Source organism: Sphingobacterium sp. UGAL515B_05, from assembly GCF_033097525.1.
Lineage (GTDB): Bacteria > Bacteroidota > Bacteroidia > Sphingobacteriales > Sphingobacteriaceae > Sphingobacterium.
The window spans coordinates 1,056,274-1,079,980 of sequence record NZ_CP109907.1; the positions used below are offsets into that span (position 1 = coordinate 1,056,274).

17 protein-coding genes are annotated in these 23,707 nt (G+C 40.4%); 5 read left to right on the forward strand and 12 right to left on the reverse strand.

The features are described from left to right. Positions 1-39: 39 nt before the first annotated feature. Positions 40-1,296: a glycoside hydrolase family 88 protein gene (locus tag OK025_RS04190; protein WP_317668436.1), complete on the forward strand. Its 1,257-nt coding sequence runs from the start codon at positions 40-42 to the stop codon at positions 1,294-1,296. Between the two features lie 67 nt (positions 1,297-1,363). Here OK025_RS04190 and OK025_RS04195 read toward each other — a convergent pair whose 3' ends face one another. Together OK025_RS04195 and OK025_RS04200 are read right to left on the reverse strand one after the other, a co-directional pair. Then, on the reverse strand, positions 1,364-3,466 hold the full coding sequence (locus OK025_RS04195; protein WP_317668437.1) for a polysaccharide lyase 8 family protein: 2,103 nt from the start codon (positions 3,464-3,466) through the stop codon (positions 1,364-1,366). Positions 3,467-3,486: 20 nt separating this feature from the next. After that, positions 3,487-4,896 carry a sulfatase-like hydrolase/transferase gene (locus OK025_RS04200; RefSeq protein ID WP_317668438.1) on the reverse strand — a complete coding sequence of 470 codons (1,410 nt, stop codon included), beginning with the start codon at positions 4,894-4,896 and terminating at the stop codon, positions 3,487-3,489. 110 nt (positions 4,897-5,006) lie between these two features. Between OK025_RS04200 and OK025_RS04205 the strand changes: the two genes are divergently transcribed. Both OK025_RS04205 and OK025_RS04210 read left to right on the forward strand, forming a co-directional pair. Continuing rightward, a complete protein-coding gene (locus OK025_RS04205; protein WP_317668439.1) occupies positions 5,007-5,657 on the forward strand; it encodes a hypothetical protein in 651 nt (216 codons plus the stop codon). A gap of 13 nt (positions 5,658-5,670) precedes the next feature. Continuing rightward, positions 5,671-6,753 carry a Gfo/Idh/MocA family oxidoreductase gene (locus OK025_RS04210; protein ID WP_317668440.1) on the forward strand — a complete coding sequence of 361 codons (1,083 nt, stop codon included), beginning with the start codon at positions 5,671-5,673 and terminating at the stop codon, positions 6,751-6,753. A 108-nt stretch (positions 6,754-6,861) separates the two neighbouring features. Here the strand turns inward: OK025_RS04210 and OK025_RS04215 are convergent, their stop codons facing one another. The 3 genes from OK025_RS04215 to OK025_RS04225 all read right to left on the reverse strand — a co-directional run bounded on the left by OK025_RS04215 (position 6,862) and on the right by OK025_RS04225 (position 13,031). Further along, a complete protein-coding gene (locus tag OK025_RS04215) occupies positions 6,862-8,106 on the reverse strand; it encodes a YdcF family protein (protein ID WP_286778510.1) in 1,245 nt (414 codons plus the stop codon). A gap of 17 nt (positions 8,107-8,123) precedes the next feature. After that, positions 8,124-9,644 (reverse strand): RagB/SusD family nutrient uptake outer membrane protein, encoded by a 1,521-nt coding sequence (locus OK025_RS04220; protein ID WP_317668441.1) that lies wholly within the window; start codon positions 9,642-9,644, stop codon positions 8,124-8,126. A gap of 135 nt (positions 9,645-9,779) precedes the next feature. Continuing rightward, complete coding sequence (locus OK025_RS04225) at positions 9,780-13,031, reverse strand: TonB-dependent receptor (RefSeq protein WP_317668442.1); 3,252 nt, start codon at positions 13,029-13,031, stop codon at positions 9,780-9,782. Between the two features lie 249 nt (positions 13,032-13,280). Between OK025_RS04225 and OK025_RS04230 the strand changes: the two genes are divergently transcribed. After that, positions 13,281-13,631, forward strand: a complete 351-nt coding sequence (locus tag OK025_RS04230) for a helix-turn-helix transcriptional regulator (RefSeq protein WP_317668443.1) — start codon at positions 13,281-13,283, stop codon at positions 13,629-13,631. 29 nt (positions 13,632-13,660) lie between these two features. On the opposite strand, the gene OK025_RS04235 is transcribed toward OK025_RS04230, so the two are convergent. From OK025_RS04235 to OK025_RS04265, 7 genes are all read right to left on the reverse strand, one after another. Beyond that, positions 13,661-14,467 carry a hypothetical protein gene (locus tag OK025_RS04235; RefSeq protein ID WP_317668444.1) on the reverse strand — a complete coding sequence of 269 codons (807 nt, stop codon included), beginning with the start codon at positions 14,465-14,467 and terminating at the stop codon, positions 13,661-13,663. An 89-nt stretch (positions 14,468-14,556) separates the two neighbouring features. Beyond that, entirely contained in the window at positions 14,557-14,928 is a 372-nt protein-coding gene (locus OK025_RS04240; protein WP_313239631.1) for a hypothetical protein, read from the reverse strand. A gap of 118 nt (positions 14,929-15,046) precedes the next feature. Next, positions 15,047-15,808 carry a hypothetical protein gene (locus OK025_RS04245; RefSeq protein ID WP_313239632.1) on the reverse strand — a complete coding sequence of 254 codons (762 nt, stop codon included), beginning with the start codon at positions 15,806-15,808 and terminating at the stop codon, positions 15,047-15,049. A gap of 14 nt (positions 15,809-15,822) precedes the next feature. After that, entirely contained in the window at positions 15,823-16,476 is a 654-nt protein-coding gene (locus OK025_RS04250; RefSeq protein WP_317668445.1) for a hypothetical protein, read from the reverse strand. Beyond that, positions 16,460-16,792 (reverse strand): hypothetical protein, encoded by a 333-nt coding sequence (locus OK025_RS04255; protein WP_317668446.1) that lies wholly within the window; start codon positions 16,790-16,792, stop codon positions 16,460-16,462. Before OK025_RS04255 ends, OK025_RS04250 begins: the two co-directional genes overlap by 17 nt. Before the next feature lie 16 nt (positions 16,793-16,808). After that, positions 16,809-20,306 carry a DEAD/DEAH box helicase gene (locus OK025_RS04260; RefSeq protein ID WP_317668447.1) on the reverse strand — a complete coding sequence of 1,166 codons (3,498 nt, stop codon included), beginning with the start codon at positions 20,304-20,306 and terminating at the stop codon, positions 16,809-16,811. After that, positions 20,303-22,045 (reverse strand): hypothetical protein, encoded by a 1,743-nt coding sequence (locus tag OK025_RS04265; protein ID WP_317668448.1) that lies wholly within the window; start codon positions 22,043-22,045, stop codon positions 20,303-20,305. The genes OK025_RS04260 and OK025_RS04265 overlap by 4 nt, the downstream gene beginning before the upstream one ends. A 576-nt stretch (positions 22,046-22,621) precedes the next feature. Here OK025_RS04265 and OK025_RS04270 point away from each other — a divergent pair. Next, a complete protein-coding gene (locus OK025_RS04270) occupies positions 22,622-23,692 on the forward strand; it encodes a S41 family peptidase (RefSeq protein WP_286727321.1) in 1,071 nt (356 codons plus the stop codon). Positions 23,693-23,707: the final 15 nt, after the last annotated feature.

Consider the following 23,707-nt stretch of genomic DNA (forward strand, 5'->3'; position numbering starts at 1 on the left):
TCGAGATTATTATGTAACTTACTAAGAATATAAGCCGTTATGAAAAAAAGAAAACCTGGTCTAAAAGCACTTTTTGTGATCACATCCAGTCTGATTGCACTGAGTTTTACAGATCAAAAACCAAGCTTTATTGACACAAGTTTTAAAGCTGCAGAAAAACAATATCAATTTTTAGAACAAGCAGCAGAAAAGCAGCACAAATTTCCACGCACATTGAGTCCTGCAGGAAAACTGGTAGGGACAGACGAATGGGATTGGACCGGCGGTTTCTTCCCAGGCTCACTGTGGTATATCTACAACCATACCCATAATAAAGAGACCGAAGCTGCGGCGATCAAATGGACAGAGGCGCTTGAAAAAGCCAAAGACCTGGATCAACATCATGATATTGGTTTTGTGATGTATTGTTCCTATGGCAATGCCATTAAATACCTCAAAGATCCCAAAAAGGTTGCCGCTTACAAGGATATCCTCATCCACTCGGCCAATACTGCGCTTAAACGTTATAATCCGCAGGTGGGCGTCATCAAATCATGGAACGAGAAGAAGTCCTGGGACGGCAAGACCCTATGGAAATATCCAGTTATTATCGACAACATGATGAACCTGGAAATGCTGTGTTATGTGTCCGACTTGACTGGAGATACCAAATATAAGGATGTGGCCATCAGTCATGCCACCCAAACCATGAAAAACCATTTTCGTAAAGACTACAGTACTTACCATGTTGTCGATTACGATGGCAATGGCCATGCTATCCACCAACAAACGAACCAAGGCTATGCCGACAATTCAACCTGGGCACGCGGTCAAGCCTGGGCTATTTATGGATTTACCATGATGTACCGGGAGACCAAAAAACCAGAATTTCTTAAAACGGCAAAAGCGGCGGCAAAGTTTTACATGACCCATCCGAATCTTCCAAAAGATAAAATTCCGTATTGGGATTTTAATGCCGGAAAGCCGGGGTATAAATCGGATGCTGATTTTTCTTCCTTGAAATTAAATTTTGTACCGCGCGATGCCTCAGCTGCAGCCATTGTTGCTTCTGCACTGATTGAACTCTCAACAATGACCACTGGCACCGAAAGCAAATCCTATTTGACATTTGCTCAAGAAAGTCTGCAAACACTATCAGGAAGTAGCTATTTTGCCAAATATGCAAGCAATGGCGGTTTCTTACTGCAGCATAGTGTCGGTAGCTTACCCCATCATTCGGAAATCGATGTTCCGCTGACCTATGCAGATTATTATTATCTGGAAGGCTTGACACGGTTGGAGCAGCTCAAAAAATAAAAATGCAAAGGGGAGATATTAAATATCTCCCCTTTGCATTTTTAAAAGTTTTCAAATTGTATTCGGGTTATTTCTTCCCGATCGTGACTGGGTAACTTACGGTACTCCCGGCGTATTCGCCCTGTGGAAGCGAAACCTCCAGCGATTGATTTACACGAAGCCGTTTATTGACGAGCTGAACCTTCACTGTTTTGGCTCTTTGCAGCGGATCTGCCACATCAAGCTGCATGCTCGTTGCTTCTCGTAGGTTCAATTGCATGATAGCAGGTTGATCGAGCTTTATAGACCAATCGCCCACTTGGTAGGTTCCTGCTTGATAACAAACAATTTGTAGAATCCGGCTCCCTTTATGCTCCACGGCCTGTATATCCGATGTATTCTGCCAAATTTTTAGCTGCTGCATTGCTTTTGTATCAACAGTTTTGGTACCAGGCACAACAATATACGCATAGCTCGCATTGTTTGGAGCAACAGCATGATCAAACCAAAGCTTGAAGACCTTTCCATGTACAACATCTTTGGAACGGGAACGGTTGATCCGGTACCAGGAACCAACCTGATCTTTGGTTGTCAATCCAACATTCATAGCTGCTGGAAAATAATACAGAACATTGTTATGGGTTATAAAATCGCCTACTTTGACAGATCTCTGTACTGAATCGAGTGCAGGCATTTCCTTTCCATTCCAGACAACGGGTCCATTCAGCCAGGTTTGGTTTAAGGTTGTTACCACAGCTTCTGGCGCAGCACAATGAATCCCAGCACCCAAACAAACAATTTCCCGATCGAAAAAGAACCAGGCTTTTTGAGCCCTGACCCCGTCGTACTGGACCGACATAGCTGAAGCCCCTGTCTTATCGTTGCTTACGCCGCCCGCAAAGTTATTTGCAGCAAGTGCTCCCCATTGTTCTTTCAATTCCAGGTCGCCCGGATAATCGCGTGTTGTCGTTCCAGGAATTTTATCCCATTCCCATACGGGCATAATATTATAATATTCGGGTCCAAATACCTGAATATTGGTCACACCATCAGACATATTGCGACCAAGAACGTTTTCTCCATTTCCAGACTCCGATTTATTGGTACGGCTACTGGCCAACCGAACATTAAAATGGAATTGCTTACGCAGATGAGTCGTGTAGTCTCCTTTCCAATAATGGCGGTGAGCCTCGATATGCTCAGCGTCAAAAGGCTGGAGGCTATCTAGTTTTGCTAGCGCTTTATTCCAAATAGTATCTTTGGCGGGATCAATCAACTTCATTTGTTGTAATATGGCGGTTTCCTGTGTTTTTCCCAAGATATTGGGGCGTGAGATCCCGCGACCATGTACATTAAAATCGATATAGCGCGAACGAATAATTGGCAGGTAGGTTTCTGTAAGAAAATGTTCAAAAAGGCCGAGTCTCTTCATGTCTACAGCATAAGGTGTCTCGCGCACATAGGCCATAACTTTTGAGATCCCCTTCAGAAATTCCTCCCCATAGCCTGCAATATATAATTGAGGGCCATGTTGTAAGTAAGAGAAATCGTATTGCAGTCCTTCCTTGCCATTCACGAGCTGTATTGGAAAAAGCAGCTGCTCCATAGCAGCAGCTAAAAGATTTTCATCTTCCAAGATCAATGCACGATAAAAATAGTGCATGGCAATATCACTTTTATTCGCCCCTGTTTTTGTGTAAGGATCGCCATGCTTCATCAGCTCAACAAGTGGAGTCTCTAGTGTAGTAGGAATTTTTTCCTTTCCAAATTTCATCAGGATAAGACAGACACCGATGGCTTTTGGCGAAGCGATCTCGTTATGCCACCAATTTGAAGACTCAAAACGATTATTTGCCCAATATTGTGCGGCAAGCAGGATTTTATCGTAAAGTGATTTTTGCTGATAAGATGCACTTTGTGGGGACACATAGGCAACAATAAGTGTCCTTAACCGATCCAAGTGTTCTCCCGGAGGCCAAAGCGATATTGACTTACTGCTGTAATCGATATCTGCCCAAGTACCGTCAGCACGCAGTTGATTACATAGACTTAACGTTTTATCTGCATCTGGCAATGGGCCACTTAACTCATCATCGTATACATGCTTTTTAATACGCACAAACGTATCGCTGTTCTGCGCCTTTGCCGTAACCAAGGCAAAGGACAATAAAAATAGGATTAGTCCTTTCATCTTTTTTTAGTATTCTTTACTTAAGGATATTGTCGTTCTGCGGCTCGTCCGACGACATCCATCCGGTGTTTCATCAGTTGATTTTGATCATTGTCCAATACAGAACTTAGCCATTTTGGATTCTCCAGTCCCTTTTCCCATTCCGTCAGTTTATGCAGCATCTCCCTTACACGCTCAGGATACTTCGTGGCCAGATTGTGTTGTTCACGAAGGTCATCCTTAAGATTGAACAATAATATTGGATCATCTTTAACCACAATCAGTTTCCACTCTCTGTGTCGCACAGCACGTGCAATCCCTCTACGCCAGAATAAATAGTCGTGTCCATTTTTCACATCCTTATAGGAAGAGAGCAAACTGATGCCATCGATTTGCTGACCCTGGATTTTCTTCCCTTTTATAGCGTCGATGCTGGTGGGTAAAATATCCATTCCCGATACCATGGCATCTGATGTTATCCCTTTCGGTAGCTTGGCAGGCCATTGCATGATAAGGGGAACCCGAATTCCACCCTCCCATTTCGATCCCTTTAAACCACGCAATTGCCCATTGTCTGCGCCATTATTTGTTGCCGCTCCATTATCATTCATAAAAATAATTAAGGTGTTTTCATAAAGTCCTTCTTGCTTTAAATGTTCGATCAGACGTCCAATATTTTCATCCATATTATCCAGCATAGCCAAGTAAGCACGTCGCAAAGGATCCGCTACATCTTTATACTTATCAATGGTCTTCAGGGGCGCTTCGACGGGTGTATGCACAGCATTGAAAGCTAAATACATAAAAAAAGGCTGGCTTCGATACTGTTGAATATACGCAATTGCTTTATTGGTCAATGTTTCAGTCAAATAATGAATAGAGTCTTCAGGGACGACACGTCGATCGTCATAAAGCAGCTGCGTTGGCTTCACGGCTCCATGGATTGGGAAGTAAGGCCGGTCACCACCAATAAAACCATAGAAATGGTCAAACCCACGTTTCAATGGATTAAATTGTGGACCATCCCCCTGATGCCATTTGCCAATCGCTACAGTTTTATAGCCGTTATACTTCATGAAGTCAGCAATGGTGGCTACCTGCGTATCCATTCCGATATCTTCCGGTGCGACACCCGCAGTCGGGCGTTTCGAAATATTATGTTCAAAACCAAAGCGCTGCTGGTAGCGGCCAGAAAGTAAGCCCGCCCGGGAAGGAGCGCATACTGAAGCTGAGGCATAGGCCGACTGAAAACGCACGCCATTTTTCGCAAGTGCATCAATATTTGGAGTGTAGACCTCCCTACCGCCGTAACAACCAAAATCATCATAACCTCCATCGTCGCTCAGGATGACAATAACGTTAGGATGTTGCTGTCCGAATACAGGAATCCCAAACCTAAAGAGTATATTCACAAGAGTTAATATACTATAGCAAGTAAATCGGTAGATCATAACATTAGATTTATCCTTAAATGTATCGTTAAATGTATAGGATTTTTTGTTAAAAAACCGCAAACGATTTCGTTAGGCTATTTTTAGACAATTAAAAATAAAGGTCAGAGATGAAAACAGATGAAAAAAAATTGGTCGGTACACTTGCTCATTTTTTGGTCAGTGATTCGGATGGCACTGCATTAAGGTCATTTTTGTATTCATTGACCTATCAGCCCAGTACCATTAGAACCGAACTCGTTCAATTGTTGAACAAATGGCAAAACAAAGCTACTGAAACAGTATTTCCTGGGGAGGACCTCTGGACGGATTTTAAACAACTTGTGGAGAGCAATCCCGATCTCGGCGTGGCTATGATTGATGGCTGTAGCATCAACGATATTGCAAGTTTTTACGAAGAAATCAATGCCGTCTACATGTCCAGCGAAAGCTGGAAGATAGGAAGCCTAGACGGCTTTGACGATTTGCTTTACGGTGGATTTGGGACCTTCAAAGACGCCAATTCACATTGTATTGTTTGGAAGGATATTGCACACAGCAGGGCATCATTGGGCGTTGAAACAACTTTGGCCTATTATTGGGGGAAACTTGGAGCAGAATCACCGTTCAATCAAACGCATTTTCAAAAGAAATTCGATGAGCTAAAAGCTGGTCGTGGAGAAACCTATTTTGACATTGTTGCCGATATCATCCAATCGCACCGCAAAGTAACCTGGATTTACAACGGGTATCCTCAGCACAAATCGGTATATTTATACTAACTAAACTTAACATATGAAGCATCTTATCCGCCTAGTTTTCCTGCTCCTATTCTTCCAACAAGTTGCACTGGCCAGTGAGCGACTTAAAGTTGCTGTTGCAGGGCTCAACCATGACCACGTATTCTTGCTTTTAAATTTATATAAGGATAAAAAAGTCGATATTATCGGTATTGCCGAACCGAATCAAACCTTATCAAACAAAATACGGTCACAGTATAATTTACCTGACGCAATCTTCTACCATGACTTACCCAGCTTATTGAAACAGGTCAAGCCGGATGCGGTACTGGCCTACAATCCAACCAATGAGCATATCGACGTCGCAGAGACCTGTCTCCCGCTTAAGATCCCAGTAATGGTAGAGAAACCTCTTGCGACGACTCTTTCTGACGCAAAACGTATTGCATTTTTGTCCAAACAGTTCGAAACACCCTTTTTGGTAAATTACGAAACGACCTGGTATAAAAGCAATCAACAACTGAAGCAGCTGGTCGACCAGGGTGAAATTGGAAAAATCACACGTATACTTGTAAAAGACGGGCACGAAGGACCTAAAGAAATTGGCTGTAGCAATTACTTCCTCGACTGGCTTACTGATCCGAAAAAAAATGGGGGCGGTGCAGTGATGGATTTTGGCTGTTATGGCGCCAATCTGATGACCTGGCTCAAAAATGGAGAAAGGCCAATTTCAGTGACAGCCTTTACACAACAGCTCAAGCCTGAGGTTTATCCAAAAGTCGATGACAACGCTACAATCATACTAAGCTACCGTGACGGCAGCACGGGCATTATTCAAGCTTCTTGGGCTTGGCCATACAGTGTTAAAGATCTGCAGGTTTTTGGCACAAAAGCTCAGCTCTACGCTAAAAACGATAAAGAGCTTCTAAAATACAAACAGCAGAATGATCCACCTACACCTGTACCGACTACGATCCCCTATTTTGAGAACCATATTGCCTATCTGGAACAGGTTCTGAAAGATGCCATGCCACCAGAAAATGATCTCGGATCGATCAATAATAATATCACTGTGGTCGAAATCCTGGAAGCGGCAAAACGCTCGGCTAAAGAAGGAAAATCCATTGTTTTAAAATAAAAAGGTCCGTAGCTTGCAATGCTGCGGACCTTTTTCATGCCCTCCCATAAGCCATAGACAAAGCCGATCTGCTCAGTTAATAGATTAGCAATCGGCCTAGTTAGTTGGCTAAGGGTCTAAGGGTTCATCAGGATCGATCGTATAGGCCTCTTCTTTTGCCTTGAACTCGATGATCACATCTGAAATTCGTTTACCCAATATATAGGGAATATACCCCAATTCACGCATACAACGATCGCCCATCTTTTCCACCGCATCAATATGCACTTTACTACTGTTAACGATGGCGTATTTATCTTTCGGAAAACCATAATTTAACAGGATACGTGCTGTATTACGCAAATTTGTGGTCGTATGTCGCGCATGTGGATCAATCAATATTGCCGCTTCAGGTACTCCCATAACCTCGATCAGATACTTTTTCATTTCTATTGCCTCAATAAAGTGAGTCTTATAGGGATGTACTTTACCGCCAGACAACACAATAAAAGGGGCCAATTTTTCAAAGTAGCTTCGGGCTGCCATCCGCGCACGTAACATTCCACCTGGACTAATAGGCTGTCCATACACCTCGGGGCCTGCACCTAAGGTCAGCAACAGACTATAGGGATAGCTTGCGAAATCGGTATTTTTGACCGCTTCGTAAGCTTTCTTGTTTTCGAGTTCAATCAGCGGCTCTAGTTGTGCCGCGTCCCATCGCTCATTAATTTCCAACAAGCGTACCGCAGTCATCATGGTCAAAAAAAATGCCGTTTTATGTGTTGGAATATCCTTGCGGATGTCTTGGCGAACATCGTCCAAAAGATGAAGGTAGGCCGCACGTTTTACATCGAAAGAGATCGAATCTATTTTGGGGTAATTGGGACTTTTACCTCCTCCATAGACGTCCACCACATAATTCATTGCCTTTAAATCCTGTTTCAAGGCTTTCGTAAAATAGGCCTTTGCCGTCTCATGATGCAACACACCATAGGTCATTGATGGAATAAGATTAGCCTGAACAAGCTGGTCCAATTTCTTGTTATGACCAATTTGCTCCGCCAATTGTTCTGCCAACAGGTCAATTTCGTTATCCTGCCATTTGAAGGCATTCAAATAGCACATGAGATCAGGACAACTGGCGCTGTTGTTAAAACGTTCGAACCGTTTTTCCAACACCTGTGCGATCGGCTTGGAGTTCACGAGCTCCTGTATAAGGACTGGATCTTTTAAGAGCAAATAGGATGCATAATAATTCTTCTTGATCAGCCAATCCTGTGGACCAACAGGCATATTGTTTACTTGACCTTTGGAAATATGCAGGCAGCATATTCCCAAGGTAAGTAACAAGATCTTTCTGATATTTTTTATCATAGCTATTCAATTGCAGATTAATATCCAGGGTTTTGATACATACGTGCCGGATCCAGCTTATATTCATCAAAAGGAATTGGATAGTATCGATCTTTTGTCGAGATATTGGAGATTTTAGCATTTCCATAATCAGCCTGGCTCTTCGTTTTGAAATAAGTTACCAGTTCTTGTGCATTATAATTACGGATCAAATCAAACCAACGTTGGTTTTCAAATGCCAGTTCTACACGGCGTTCATGCAATATGGCCTCCTTTAAGGTTGGATATTTACTACGATAAGCCGTATTCAACATGGAAGTAGCATACGAAGGCAATCCTGCACGTTCACGTACCTGATCCAAAAGCGCAATAGCTTCCCCATCTTTGCCCAAGTGATATTTTGCTTCTGCCAACAACAGCATCACATCGGCGTAACGGATCAATATCCAGTCGTTTCCGCCCCAACCATTGGTACCCGCAGCGTCACTATTATCTCTAAATTTGGTTACAAACCAATCGTTAACTTGCGTATTGGCGGCAAACTTTACAGAGAATCCTTTTCGGATATCGTCTTGCTCATAATCTTTAATCAGATCTAGTTTTGCTACCTCACCAGCACCTGTAGAGTTATAGCGTGAGTTGATGGTCTCTCCTCTCGCCTGGTAATTACGGGCAATACTCGAGCTATAGTTTTGGTCACCTTGTTTGTACTGAATCTGAAAAACAAGTTCTTTACAGCTATTTTTCTTGGTCACATCGAAAACATCCGCATAGGGGATTTCGTTCAGTTTGCCAAAAGTTCGCATTTGGTAGGCCGCATTGAGGTACTGTTCTGCCTTCGCAAAATTTTCTGCACTCCCCGACGTCTGCGTCGCTCCCAACGTTAAGTATACTTGTCCCAAAATTGCATTAATAGCCGATTTAGATGCTCTGCCAATGACGTAATCTTTCTGTGTATTGGGAAGATTGCTGGACAATGCCTCTGTCAAATCCTTAATGATCTGTTCGTACACAACCGACTCTTTTTGCCGAAAAGCCAATTCATTTGCTTGCTCTTTACTGGTCACCTGTACCGTAGATAATGGAATATCTCCGAATTTACGTACCATATGGAAATATAACAATGCACGAACGAATTTCGCTTCCGAAATATAACGGCCTTTTAATTCTGCACTTGTAAAGCTCACATCGTCGACATGTGACAGAACCACATTACAGCGGCTGATTGCCGCATACATAGCCGACCAATGAGTCTTTAGATAGGTATTGCTTGGCAGCAACGAAAAGTCATTGAATTGGAATGGCTCCCCGGCGTTGGATTGGTTATCATTACGTCCACTATTATCCGAACGTTCCTCATTATACATTGTACTGGATTCACCGATCGTACTTCCCGAACGAAGGGACTGGTAAAGACCGTTAACCGCCAAGAGCACATCATTTTCTGACTTGAAGTAATCATCGATCGTAACGGCATTGGGATTTTTCTGATTTAAAAAATCTTTGGTACATGAAGACAATGCCAACAAAACAAAGGGTAATATATATCTTTTTTTCATCCTGTTATTTTTTTATTTTTCATCAGCCCACGAAACTGCAAAGAGCAGTCTGTAGGACTATTTTTACAATACTGGAGCTATTAACACGGGGCTGTCCTTGATATTCCTACGCACAACAGCTCCTCGATCCTGCTATTAAAACGTTACTTTCACACCAAGGTTATATGATCTCACCAATGGATAAAGCCCATAATCCACCCCTGGAGTCAGGTTGCCGCGTTGATTATAATCCGGTTCCGGATTGTAGCCTTTGTATTTAGAAATCGTAAATGGATTGTCCACGGTCGCGTAGACCCTTACACCAGAAAGTGTTAGTTTTTCTGCTAGACTTTTGGGAAGATTGTAACCCAAAGCAATATTTGTCATACGCAAGAATGAACCGTCCTGCAGATAAAAATCGGAAAGACGTGTACTGTTACTTTGCGTACCGCCACGCGATGCACGGTAGACTTTACCATTTCCCGGATTTTGAGCCGAACGGTAGCGTTGTGCGACATCCGCATATTGGTTACCGGAACCTTCCATATTGTAGAGGTAATAATCATAGCCATCCAGCACTTTATTCCCTTGGGAGCCATTAAATGATGCCCGTAGATCAAATGCCTTATAGCGTGCATTGACGGCAAAGCCATAGGTGAAATTAGGATGCGGATTGCCGATCACACGTTTATCGGCATCATTGACGATACCATTGCCGTCAACATCTTCAAAATAAAGATCTCCAGGCTGTAGCGGAGTTGTTGAAGCCGCAGAAGGTGCGACAGTTTTATAGTTTTCCTCTGTTGCAACCCCCAGAACTTTAAAACCATAGAACATACCAATTGGACTTCCTTCTTGTGTAATATGCGTTAAGTAGGAGCGTTCAGCACCATTTGTCAAGATGGTAGAGGCCCCACCAAGATCGAGCACTTTATTTCTGTTGACATTGATATTTCCACTGAATCCTAATTCAAATTCATTTTTGCGAATCAGTGTGGCATCAACCTGCACATCAAAACCTTTGTTCTGCACCTTCGAATTTGGCAGATTGGTCAAGATTGTTGTTGATCCAGATACAGCGGAGAGTGGCTGATTGAATAATAAATTGAAGGAACGGCTCAGGTAGAAGTTGGTCATAATGTTGAGGCGGCCTTTTAACAAACCGAGATCAAGACCGGCGTTGTATTGCGAGGTTGATTCCCAACCCAATTTTGGATCGAACAGATCACCTGCAGTATAGGAAGTCTCCACTTTATCACCAAGAATAACTCCTGCTGGCGAGTTGATAACGGATAACGCGCGATAATCACCAATATTATTATTTCCACTACGTCCCCAGCTCGCTCTTAGTTTGACCGTTGACTGTTGTCCTAACCAATCCGTATAAAACTCCTCCTTGGAGAGGGTCCAACCACCTGAAACCGATGGGAAGGTTCCCCATTTATTATTTGGCCCGAAACGTGATGATCCATCGGTACGAATGGAAGCTGAAAGGAAATATTTGGAATCAAAGCTATAGCTTACACGGCTAAAATATGACTGGAGCGTTGTAATGCGTTTGAACGTATCGTCTTTTAGCAATTGGAAATTAGAAGGATCGGCTCCTTTATCTGTAATTTCCCCAATTGCATTATTATTAAAACCGTTGGCTCTCACACCTTGATAATCGTAATCTGTTCGTTGAGCCGAATAGCCCAATAAAGCGGATACCTGATGTTTACCACCAAAAGTCTTGTTATAGTTTAACGTTGCTTCCAGCAATTTGTCCAATTCATTTTTTGTCTTGGCATCTGCATAGGCTGCAGATACCGCTTGCGGTGAAAACGGTTTGTTATTCCCATCAGAAAGACTTGTAGGACGGAAATAATCATACTTCTCGTCGTAAGTAGACAATCCACCGTTTATTTTCAGATTTAGGCCATCCATAATGGAAAAATCAGCAAAGGCATTGTATACCCCCCTTTTTCCACGACGGTTGTTTTTAATCTCAGTGACATAAGCCAGTGGATTTTCAGGGTTCTGGATACCGTAATTGTTCGCCGAAAGATCAGCCATCAGGTATTTGGCATAGGTTCCATCTTCGTTAAAAACAGGGAGGGTAGGCAAATAAATTAACGCGGCCATTGATGGGCTTCTGTCGTAACGGCCTGTCGTCACCTCGTTGTTGTCATTATATGTAAATGAAACATTTGCACCAACGGTCAATCTCTTGCTGACTTTGCTATCGATATTGGCGCGGAAATTAAAGACCTTTTGATCCGTCCCGAGCATGATCCCTTGTTGATTCTGATAAGATCCACTTAGGAAATAGCGGTTTTTTTCGTTACCGCCATAGGTTGATAGATTATGACGTTGGAAAGGAGCATTACGGTATAAGGCATCTTGCCAATCCGTATCATATTTCGCTTTTTTTGCCGTACCGGACGCAAAGTCATAGTAGTCTTCAGGAATACTTACTGAACCGGCATTTCCGACATTGGCGATACGCGTTTTATTATCATCAAAGCGTCTACTATCGCTCCAAGCAATCCCTTTCGTAGCCAGCAGGTCTTTATAGGAATTGTTACGACCATCAATCAAGAGATCAATAAACTGTTCCGAATTTAAAACATCGATTTTCTTGGAAAGCTGACCAAAGCCCCCCAATACTTCGTAGTCCACATTACTCTTACCTTCCTTGCCACGCTTGGTTGTAATCAATACAACACCGCCAGCACCACGAGATCCATAGATCGCTGCAGAAGCGGCATCCTTTAACACATCGATAGACTCAATATCATTGGGGTTGATATTTAAATTGTTTCCTGCTGGATATCCATCGATAACGTACAATGGATCCGAACCAGCATTGATCGATCCCATTCCGCGGACGCGCATTTTGGTACCATCGTATGGAGCGCCACTTGTCTGCATCACCTGTACACCTGCTACTTTACCAACCAATGCCTGGGATAATTTTGGTGCGCTCAGATTGAGTTCCTCGGCCTTAACGCTAGCGATTGCGCCAGTGACATCCGACTTTCTGATCCGCTGATAACCGATAGAGATGGTCACTTCTTCCAATGTGTTTTCATCGGTCTTTAGAGAAAAGATCTGCCCATTGGATTGGGTAATAGCTTGCACAAGTCTGCTATACCCAATAAAAGAAATACTCAGGTTATCACCCATTTCGGCTTCGATCTGAAAATTTCCTTTTTCGTCAGACTGAACAGATTTTTTACTTTTCAAATTTTGAACGGTTGCTCCTGCGACAGCATTTCCTTGGGCGTCGACGACACGGCCTTTAACGATCCCCTGTGCATACGTAAATTGTGACGTGGTTAGTGTGAGCGATTTGGCTTGAACAGCGGGTGAGCTCGCTGCAATGGCACATAACAACCAAAAGACATTGTTGGCTTTAAATTTCATAAGTAGCGCATTTGATTTATGGGTACAAGATTACAAATGCTATATGAAGGCAGGGTCAATAAAACATTAACAGTTTTTAACTAAACCGAGTTAGCAAGCTACGAAAGCTTAACAAAAAGGTAATACTAAAAAGGCGACTGTGTACTCAGCCGCCGTCCTTTTAATGGATTATAAGATTTTATTTTTTTGCCAGGTAATTAGATCCCCTGTTCAAACCCTCTCTTCACATTAATTTGAATTCGACTAACCATGTGCAATGTAACATCACAAGAAATTATTAAAGCCGTTAAAGAGCGTAGGAAATATCTCAAGATATCACAACGGGCAATGGCTGAACAGCTATATATTTCCTTAAAAGCCTACCAGAACTTCGAGATTGGAACGACGAAGATAGACATTGAACGTCTACAGCAAATTGCGGATATATTACAAACGGATATGAATAGTTTGATCAATCCTCCGACAGCTCAGATAAAGGGAGAAAAATTACCCTTATCAAATGAAAAGCAGCTTTTGCGGGACAAAGAAAGTTATATTTCTTATTTGGAGGAAAGTTTACAGTTTTACAGAAACCTCATTAAGGAGAATAATCTGATGTAGCCAAAGAGCTTCAAATTAGTATACATACACTAATTACTAGCTGGTTCAAAATGCAGATCGGAAAAACTACGTTTGGTAAGATTTATCCCTAATTCACCATAAGCTCCTTCAAAGGCCGATCTCAATGAAATTGATGACCGATAAATCGTTGGTCGAAAATAGAAATCTTTGTCAAGATCTTTATCAGGAAATAGATACACAATAATCCATACACTATCGGCATTCGCATAAACGTTCAATTGTTTTCCATATGCTTGATTTCCAAGAGATGACTTTAAACGTACTAGTTGAGATGTCAGCGCTGAATCTATAAACAACAGGTCGTTTTGTTTAATTTCATAAGTTTGATCCGAAATAGAGTCTTTTGGACCGTCAAAAATTGCGTAATCAGAAAAACGTGACTTATTATAATATTGCGGAATGGGAATACTTGCCTGCTCTATTAATAACCTTCGTACAAAGTTACTGTCTACATAAAGATCCAAGTAACCATTTCTTAATACGGCCCTATTAAAATTTTTACAGGCAGCATCAAAGAATAAAACATTTCCCTTGATTTTCACAGGGCCATGCAATGCCTCTCTCTCCAACTGTCTTGGATTTTTTTTAGGATCTATTAATGTAAGATTAATTGTATCTATGACCATTGAATAATCTATTATCCGATAAGTTGAATCACTGAACACCTCAATTGAATAATCACTCGCTCCATACATATCATTATTTACAGTAATCGCCTTTACGATTAAATTCTTGTTATTTTTTTGCTCACATGCATTAACAATAATTAGCACAACGATAAAACCCAAGGCTCGTAGAGCTATTAGAAAATTCATATAGACACTTTTGTTTATCATATATACTTTTTGTTTTTGCTACATTTTGATCGACGTAATATATTACGTCGATCAAATTTAACATAAAATTATACTGTATCCTCCCCTTCATCTTCTTTCATAATACTATGAATACGATCCTCTAAAACCTTTTTGTGCCAGGCATCCAACAGTAGTCTTGTATTTCCGATCAGATCATCTCCACCAGTATCCATCATTTTCACCCACTCTTCTGCAAATTCCCTATATTCAACAATACTGTTTTCGGACTGTGTATATTGGATCAAATATTCCATCGCAAATAGATTAGCCCAGCGATCGGGTTGCATTGGATCACACATATACTCTGCAATGTCAATTTTATCAATAAATTCCTGTACAACTTCTTCCGGTGTGAAATTGAACAGATCGCAGAACTGTTTAAATGCTGTTGTCAATTTAATATTTTCGAATGTTTCCATTATTTATTTAATTTAAGAAGTCATCATTTTTTCACCCTAGTTACCTCTATTTAACCGTTCTAAGATTACGCCATCTTCATCAAAAGACAGGTTGTTTCCCAAACTTTCCAAAGGTTGTTTATAACTCAAATTCGTCCTCCTTAGTTTCCAAAAGATTATCTAGCCAGACGTGATAAAGTGCAACTCTTTGATCAAGATCCCGATAGAAAAAATAGCGTTTATTAAGCTCTTGCAAATCCATTATAAATCGTTTAAAAAAAGATGTATTACGATATTCCCAATCAATAAGGCCGCCGTAACCGTCAAGGACACGATGAATAAATCCCAAAACAGGATTATAAATAGCTTTATCGAGGTGCATTGCTGCTAAAAAATCAGGTGTTGATGCCTGCAGCATCATGGTATTGATATAATGCGATGGATGAACGGAATTCATAATGCAAGTCAGCAGAAAATCCTTACTCAATTTAAAGTATATGTTTTCATCTAAATAGATTCGATCTTTAAGCATTACCTTTTTAGCAAAAAGATCATAAAGCTGCGCAGTAATAATACGCCCTCTATTTCTGCGTTCGCCGGTACTATAATTTCTATTGACTGCTAATTTTACCTGACGTCGCAATAATTTTATCCCCACATCCCTGTCATTATCTTTGAATTCGATCTTCAAACGATTATGGTCTTTAGGAATTTTATCATTGATAAAACGTATGGCCCTGGTCGCAATATTATAGCTCGAATTATCTTTAAAATTCTGATCTATAAAAGAGTAATGATCCAAAAACAATTGGATAAAGGCTGGTACAGCGATACCAAAAAGCTCACATATTAACCGAAAATTTCGTGGTACCTCTAAAGGTACGCCTATTATATCTTCCATATTTTTAATATCTTTTATTTATGTGCGATATAGCGGAAGCCAAAACTCTTGGCTTTAGTTTTCCGCAGCGGTGCACTCCCTTTCTTTCCTACGAACACGCCAATTTCATGCATCAAGCTTTTTATGCAAATTTTTTCCCCCAGATACTTTTCCGCATAACGCCATAGTTCAAGCGGTGTTCTATATTTCTTAAAATAATCCATATCGATAAGCTTACCCAAAACGATTTCCACTACCATGCAATCGCATGCGAACTGTTCAGCTTGGTCTGAATCTTCTACCCTGATTTCCTCCATTAATCGAAAAAAAGTCATGGTTTCAACGGAATTGATAAAATATTCCATTTGATAGTATCGAATAGCCTTTTCTTCCCAAATCGTCAACTCAAACTGATAGCTAGATTTATTGTCAAATCTACTGATATCTATAGCCCTACGATTAAATACCCAACTGAGATGCACCATAACTTCAAGATTTCCGGCCGGTATTTTAAGTTCTTCCATTTCCTTAATATAGGTTTGCTCTTGTCCCATTAAGAAAGCCATTTCTTCACGGGTAAAACCGAAGCTGATCCGATTTAATATCAGGAGATAAACAATACCCGCATAATACATGGAAAATTCTGCGCGAAATCTCTCTCGGCCAATATCATTAATTAAATTTTGCATGCTCCTCCTTTCTATCAACCGTGTAAAAAGAATACCTTCCTTCCACATTTCTGACGACTAACCTATTTTGCTGAATGAGTCCATACAGCACATTTTTCAAATGCCTTGGATAAATCTGGAGATGAACCTGCCCCGTTTCCTCAACTTTCCGGAACAATTGCCAAGGAGCTGTGCCACCAGTTACAAACTTCAGATTCGATAGTCCGCCAATCTTTTGTTGCACATGCAATCTGGCATAAGTGTACCCAAGCTGAAAGTCGTGCGAAAACATCATTCCCCCATAGGATGCTTTTTTTGTAGATACTTTTTTGATCATTATAGTGTACAATTGGTTATTCAAATAATTTAAGCAGTTCATCTTTACTGATCGATTTCATTAGATTGGTCTCATCTAAAATCAGTCCTTCGGATATTCGTTTTTTACGTTCTTGAAGGGCTAAGATGTGCTCCTCTACGGAGTTCCGACAAACAATCTTATAAGCCATCACATGCTTTCCCTGTCCTATTCGATAACAACGATCTATTGCCTGTGCTTCGGCAGCAGGATTCCACCAGGGATCCAAAATATAAACATAATCGGCAGCCGTTAGATTTAATCCTGTTCCTCCCGCTTTAAGGCTGATGAGAAATACACGGCATTCGTCCTCGTTTTGAAATCTTTCGACCGCATTTTGCCGCTGATCTTGATTCATCTTACCATCAAGGTAGGCATAAGCTATTCCTTTATTTTCGATTCGTTGAGCCACCAGCTTAAGCATGGAAGTATACGCCGAAAAGAGAAGAATCTTATGATTTGGAGCGACTTCATCCATGATTTCATCAATAAAATCCAATTTAATAGATTCTTGACCGAAGCCGCCATCTTTCATCAGAATGGGCGAGTTGCAAAGCTGCCGTAGTTTTTGCAGCGCCTCGATCGCCAAAAATTTGGATTTCGTGGAGTCAGCGCTATTCAGATTATTTTCAATCTCTCCCTTGAATATTTTTCTGACCTTATCGTATATTTTTCTTTGCTCCGGAAGCATATCCATATACAGTATTGTTTCGGTCTTTTCAGGAAGGTCCAAAGCAACCTGTTTTTTTGTACGTCGAAGAATAAAAGGTTGGATCATCTTTTGGAGGCCAAGGACAGTTTCTTGCGCTGTATTTTCATCTTTGATCCCCTTATAGGCCTTGTTAAAATTTCGATAATCCCCAAAGAAACCAGGATTAACTAAAGACATTTGAGCATAAATATCTTGGATACCGTTTTCAACTGGCGTTCCTGTCACCGCTACACGGTAATCGGCCTTAACCATTGACAGCACTTCAAAACGCTTCGAATTACGGTTCTTGACGGCTTGGGATTCGTCCATAATCAGATAGCTAAAGTCTAAACTGGTTAAATACGCCGCATCAGTCAGCATCGTTCCATATGTCGTAAGAACTACAGTGCCTTCCTCTTCAAAAATAAATGCTTCCCGGTGTTTCCCATAATAGATTTCTATTTTTCGATAGGGGGCGAACTTTTTATATTCATTTTCCCAATTGAACAAAAGAGAGTTCGGGACAACCACTAAAGCAGATTTTCCTGTAGAATGCTGTTGATAAAAGTATTCCAGCACTGTTATAATCTGCAATGTTTTCCCTAAACCCATATCATCAGCCAAAAGGCCACCCCACTGAAATTCATTCAAAAAAGTGAGCCAGCTGAAACCTACCTGCTGATAAGGTCGTAATTGCGCTTTTAAGCTTCTAGGGATTTCCAAAAGAGGGATTTCATCCAAAGCTGCGAGTTTTTCACGACGTTCCCGAATACTGTCCTGAATAATTTTTTTATCTATTTTATCCAAAACCTTCTGCATAGACACAAGTTGAATTGTATTTAAAACAAAACAATCTTCTTCTCTTCTTCCTCCTAAAAACAGTGGCCTGAAGATTTCTCGGTCAGCGCGGCGTATAACGCCAAAAGTCCCATCAGTAAGAGTAAAAACTTTATCTGTTCCCATAATCAAATCCTCAAATTCATCCATTGAAATTGTTTGTCTTCCAAATTTCGGCCCCAGTAGAATTGAACATAAATTATTTTCCAGACGGATGTTACGTACAGTACAATTTAGAGGGAAAGGATAGTATGCGCTACCTTGCTGAAGATGGTCAATTTCTAACGAAATTTCATTGAGAGAACAGCTGTCCATGAAATCAAATAGCCAAGTGGTATTTTCAATTTCTTTCAAAGGAATCAACCAGTTATTTTCTAATGTTGTCTCCTTAAGAATCGGATGTTGTGTTTTAACAAATTCCTGAAAAACCTGTTCTTCGAGCTTATTCCTTTCAAAATACGCCAATTGATTCTGTCTCTCCTCTAAAATCAAATTGCTACTGGAGTTCAACAAAAACCTACCCTCTTTCTCATATTCGACAAAAGCCTCTATACAAAGGAATTGGTCAATTACAGAAATAGTAGCTATTTTTTTAAACGGCTTAAAGACTTGAGGAATTGTCATATTTTCCCCTAGCCTGTTTAAGATGACAAGCTCCGCTATTTTTGATAGGGGTATCAGATAATCGTTCAAGAAGGTATGATAATTCTCTTTAAAGACAGTCAATCTATATTTCCATTGTTTAAACTTTTGCAATACTCCAGCCTGGGTCGGGTTATCAATAAATAAAATTTCCTCGTTAGATATTTTCAGAAAGAAACAATTTTCATCCCCCAAAAACTCAGGACAATCTATTAGCTGGTTTCTGTAATAGAGACAAATTCGCATTTTCAGATATTGATCCTGATCATCAATTTCGACTTTGAGCTGCAAATTCCCCTGTGCTTTATTTAATGTCGCGGCACCCAGCACGCTCGAATTTTTCAAATTAATCTGATGTGCAAATCGATAGCGTTTAAATGTTTCGGCAAAACGTAATTTAACTGGAAACGGAGGATCCTCCAGTAAATCACGCCATATCTGTATAATTTCCCATTGTTTCCGCTCGAAGTAGTTGATATCTTCACTGATTAGATCCTTCTTCTCTTCCCGAAGTATTTTATCTTCATTAAGGAGGGCGGCAAATCGACGACTGAACAATTCCAGATACTGATCATAAGAATTTAAAGACATTTTCAAGTTACTTTCGTCCAATAGATAAGAGTGCGAAAAGGAACGAGAGCGTTTAAATTTATAATGAAAAGGGAAAAAAACAGGCAGACCAAAAGCGGAAAAATTTATTGTAACAAAAAAATACACTTCATCGTTTCGCTGTAAATCGAGATATCCTTCCAAGTTACGTGCAGGCAGACGAAGTCCACTCTCATAATCATTAGGAGCTAAACGATAAAATCGTCCATATTCATTATTCATTTCTACAGTTAACTCCGCATAAGAATAATTCTCACAGACCTTAAATGGCACGATCTTTTTCTTCCATGGTGGCAAATTATTGATTTCAGCCCGATATAGGCCCTTTAAATAATTGGGGTAACTATCCAGTAATTTATTCGATAGCAGGGTTGCTTCGTGTACGCAAAGCCCTGTTACATCGTCGCTACAAGAACAATTAATGCCGAGGTGTTCCGTAGTCAGCTCGATTTTAACCGTAGTACCCGAGAACTTTTTTAACTTAAGTTCATATTTCGGTGGATACGGTCGGACCTGAATAACAATATTCTCTCGTTCCATAAATGGAATCTCATCATCAGCATAATATTTGCTCAGGTAGCGCGGAGTCATTCTCCCTATAAATCCATCTTCCCAAGGAATTACAAGAGGTTCACTAGAATTTCTTTTTGGAAGTATTTTTTCGACTGAATGGATCTTAGCATCCGTCGTAATGCAGTTAAAGCCAATTCCTATCATATCACTTCGTTTAATTTAACCTCCGATTTCAGCTCCATATACCGTATGCTCTGATCACAGAGATCGACAAAGAAATCTGTAATTTCTCTCGCTTTTGACCTGAAGTAGTCCATATCAAGCTGAGCTAATTGTGAAGGAAGCTCATAGACCCGCCCTTTCATCTGTTTTAATAACTCTGCATTCAATATTTCCTCTACATCACCTCTGGCTGTAAAAAACTCCTGCACCTTTTTATCACAGATACAGGTCCAGTCCACAAGATTGGCTATAGTCACATTCATTGGGGCATACCCTATTCGTAGGTAGAGGTAACTGTATAGTCCAATTGACGTCAATTGATTTAAAAATAATACAGCCAATTGCGGACTAGCAAGTCCTTCAAAAGCAAATACACCTAGCAGATCTTGCATGAGTTTTGAATTGCGTGTCCATGAAATCGATGTCTTCAATAGTGTATCGTGCCAATTGACCGGGTTAACCGAATACGTCGGTTTATAACTCGGACGACGGTAAACAACAACAGATTCATTCCAGATCGTATGGGAGAAACGGCTGCCCATATCCAGTTTTGTTGCCAGGAAATCTGTGCTCATAAAAGCTACAACTGCAGTAACTCGACCATAAACGATTTTTCGAAAGTGACAGTGACCTATTTTCTTTTTTATTACGACAAGGTAGATTTCTGCCTTTTCATTTTCCACTGCAGGAAAATGAAAAAGTCCTTTTCCATGCGCATCGCTGACGTAATAATTGAGCAGCATCATTTGTTCGGGATTATTCTCCTGACGAATCTGAGCCAGCACATGAAGTATATCTTCCTCATACCGTTCCGGCCAAGGAAATGCACGAAACTGCGAGGCCGCGGCATTCGATAATGTAGTCTCCTTCGCCACCAGATTACTTGCTGCAACTTCGACGTTTTTATTTGCGACTTTTTGTTCCGCTATTACCAACAATTTTTCATAGCCCGCTTTAAGGCCTTCCATAAAACTCAAGTACAGCTGTTCAATCGTATGAAGAACAAACTTGCAATGCTCATAAAGCCAGGAGGCATCAAAGGCGGAGATTTCGAGGTCCTTGTTTTGTTTCACCGCATCAAAGGCACTGTCCAATAATCTAAAACGTTTCTTTTCTTCCTCATCCTTTCCGACAAGAGATTCTCTTAACATTGAAAAATGTTCATTGAGGCTTTTAATTCTGTTGCTAACATGATGTACGTTATTGGCTTTTCCGTCAATCATTAGCTGTAAAAAACGCAAATGATTTTCCATACTTTGATGTAACATAAATACAGCCCTTTGATAGTTCCCCTGCTGACCAAATGTTTCAGCCCCCTGTAGGAATCCCGCTGAAATAGGCAAGAGCTTCTGGTAATATTCATCAGCGATTTCTAGGACACTTTTTAGTTCTTTCGCTTGAAGGGGTGGGTTCTTTTTGCTACTAGCCTGATGAACGGTATTTTCAGGTAGGGAGGCATAGGAATAATACAGGCTGCCCACTTTGACTTTACTGAGCATTTCAGCAATTGGCACCAGCTCAAAGGAAATATTCTTCTGGTCCATTAAACATAATTCCGCAATAGGTTTTAATACCTTCGCTGAAAGCCCGCTCACATGCTTGAGCGCAAGAAGCAAATGATAATGCTCCTGACCGAGAAACTGATATTTAAAAAGATAGGCACGATCGAGATCCATACGCTGAGAAAGCCGATCGATAATTAATTGGCTATTGATTTCCATACTAAATGATTTAAGATTAAAAATTTGGCACAATAAATTAACCCCAAACAGATCAGACCGTTACAGTTTATTATTGTAAATAATAAATACTTTATTGTAAAAAAACAGTATTACAACCAAGGAGACTAAAGAGGGTTAACACATTACTACATATAGACGTTCGCCCCTTGGCTTTTCAGGAAATACCAGCATTTAAATCAACATGTATTCAAATCATTCATTTAGCGAAAAAGTGTTTCACCGTCGCTGGCAATAAAGACGGAGAAAACACTTTGTTTTTCGATTATAAGAAAAACAAAATAGAATACATTAATATAGTTTATACATACAAATATATAAATAAACAAAACCAAATCAAAATATTATTTATCATTAAAGTTTTAAATGAAGGATGCCGGCCTGTACATAAACAGATGACTATTTATTTCTGGCTTTTACAAATTATAAATATATGCTACGAATTGTAAACACCTCACGAAACAATTCTATATTTCTACTATTTTTAGGCTATTCAATTTTTAAGCTATCAGAAAATACGCTATTTCTTAAATTGCATTAATTTTAACAACCATATCCATGACCAATACCAAATTATTCCTCATCTTTTGTCTTGTTTTCTTTGTTCGACCAATATATGGTCAAACCACCTGCAACTGCTCACAGGCACTTAAGCAATTAATTGTAAAAATAGAGAGCGAGTACCCTGGTTTTCCAGAAAAAACCAAGCAGAATAAGGACCTGTATCAAGCTAAAAAAAATATATTGACGAAGAAAAGCTTGCTGGTTTCAAATGGGACCTGTATGCAACTTTTGCAGGAATATCTTGACTTCTTCCACGATGAACACATTGTCTTAGATGATCTTTCCAAAAGGAAAAATGCTCCACAGACAAGTACCGAAACCCCAAAGGCAGAACCAGAAGAGGAAATAAGTTCAAAATCGATCAGTCCCGATATATTTTATATTAAGATCTCAAGCTTCGGGTACGAAAACATAGCCCCTTTCAAAGAGCTGATTGAAAAAAACAAAGAAAAGATCGAAAGCAGTAAAGGACTTATTATAGATGTACGAAACAACGGTGGTGGGACGGACGATGTATACCAGCCGCTGTTGCCTTACATCTTAACTAATCCCATCCGGATTATGAGTGTTGAGTTTTTTGCGACACAAACCTTAGTCGATGGGTTGCGTGATTATGCCATCAAAAATATCAAGCAGGATTCACTGAATGAAGTAAAAAGAATTGACGAAGATCTTCGGGAATACAGGGAGAATATCGGAAAATTTGTATTGTATGGTGACAAGAAGGTGATCATAGATACGATTGCTATTAATAAAAAAAGTCCGCAACAGGTCATTATCCTAGCCAATAGAAATGTAGCCAGTGCTGCCGAGAATTTTTTATTCAGTTCCCGCCAGAGCAAAAAAGTAAAAATCATGGGAACGCCGAGTATGGGCGCCCTTGACTATGGCTCTATACGTGAGTTCAAATTTGGTTGCGACAACTACCAGCTCCTTTTGCCAACCTATCGATCTACTCGACTACCACAATATCCGATTGACAATATAGGGATACAGCCCGATATCTACCTGGATGAATCCATTACAGACTGGATCGATTTTGCGGTGCGTTACATCAATGAATAATCAATAATTGCGATA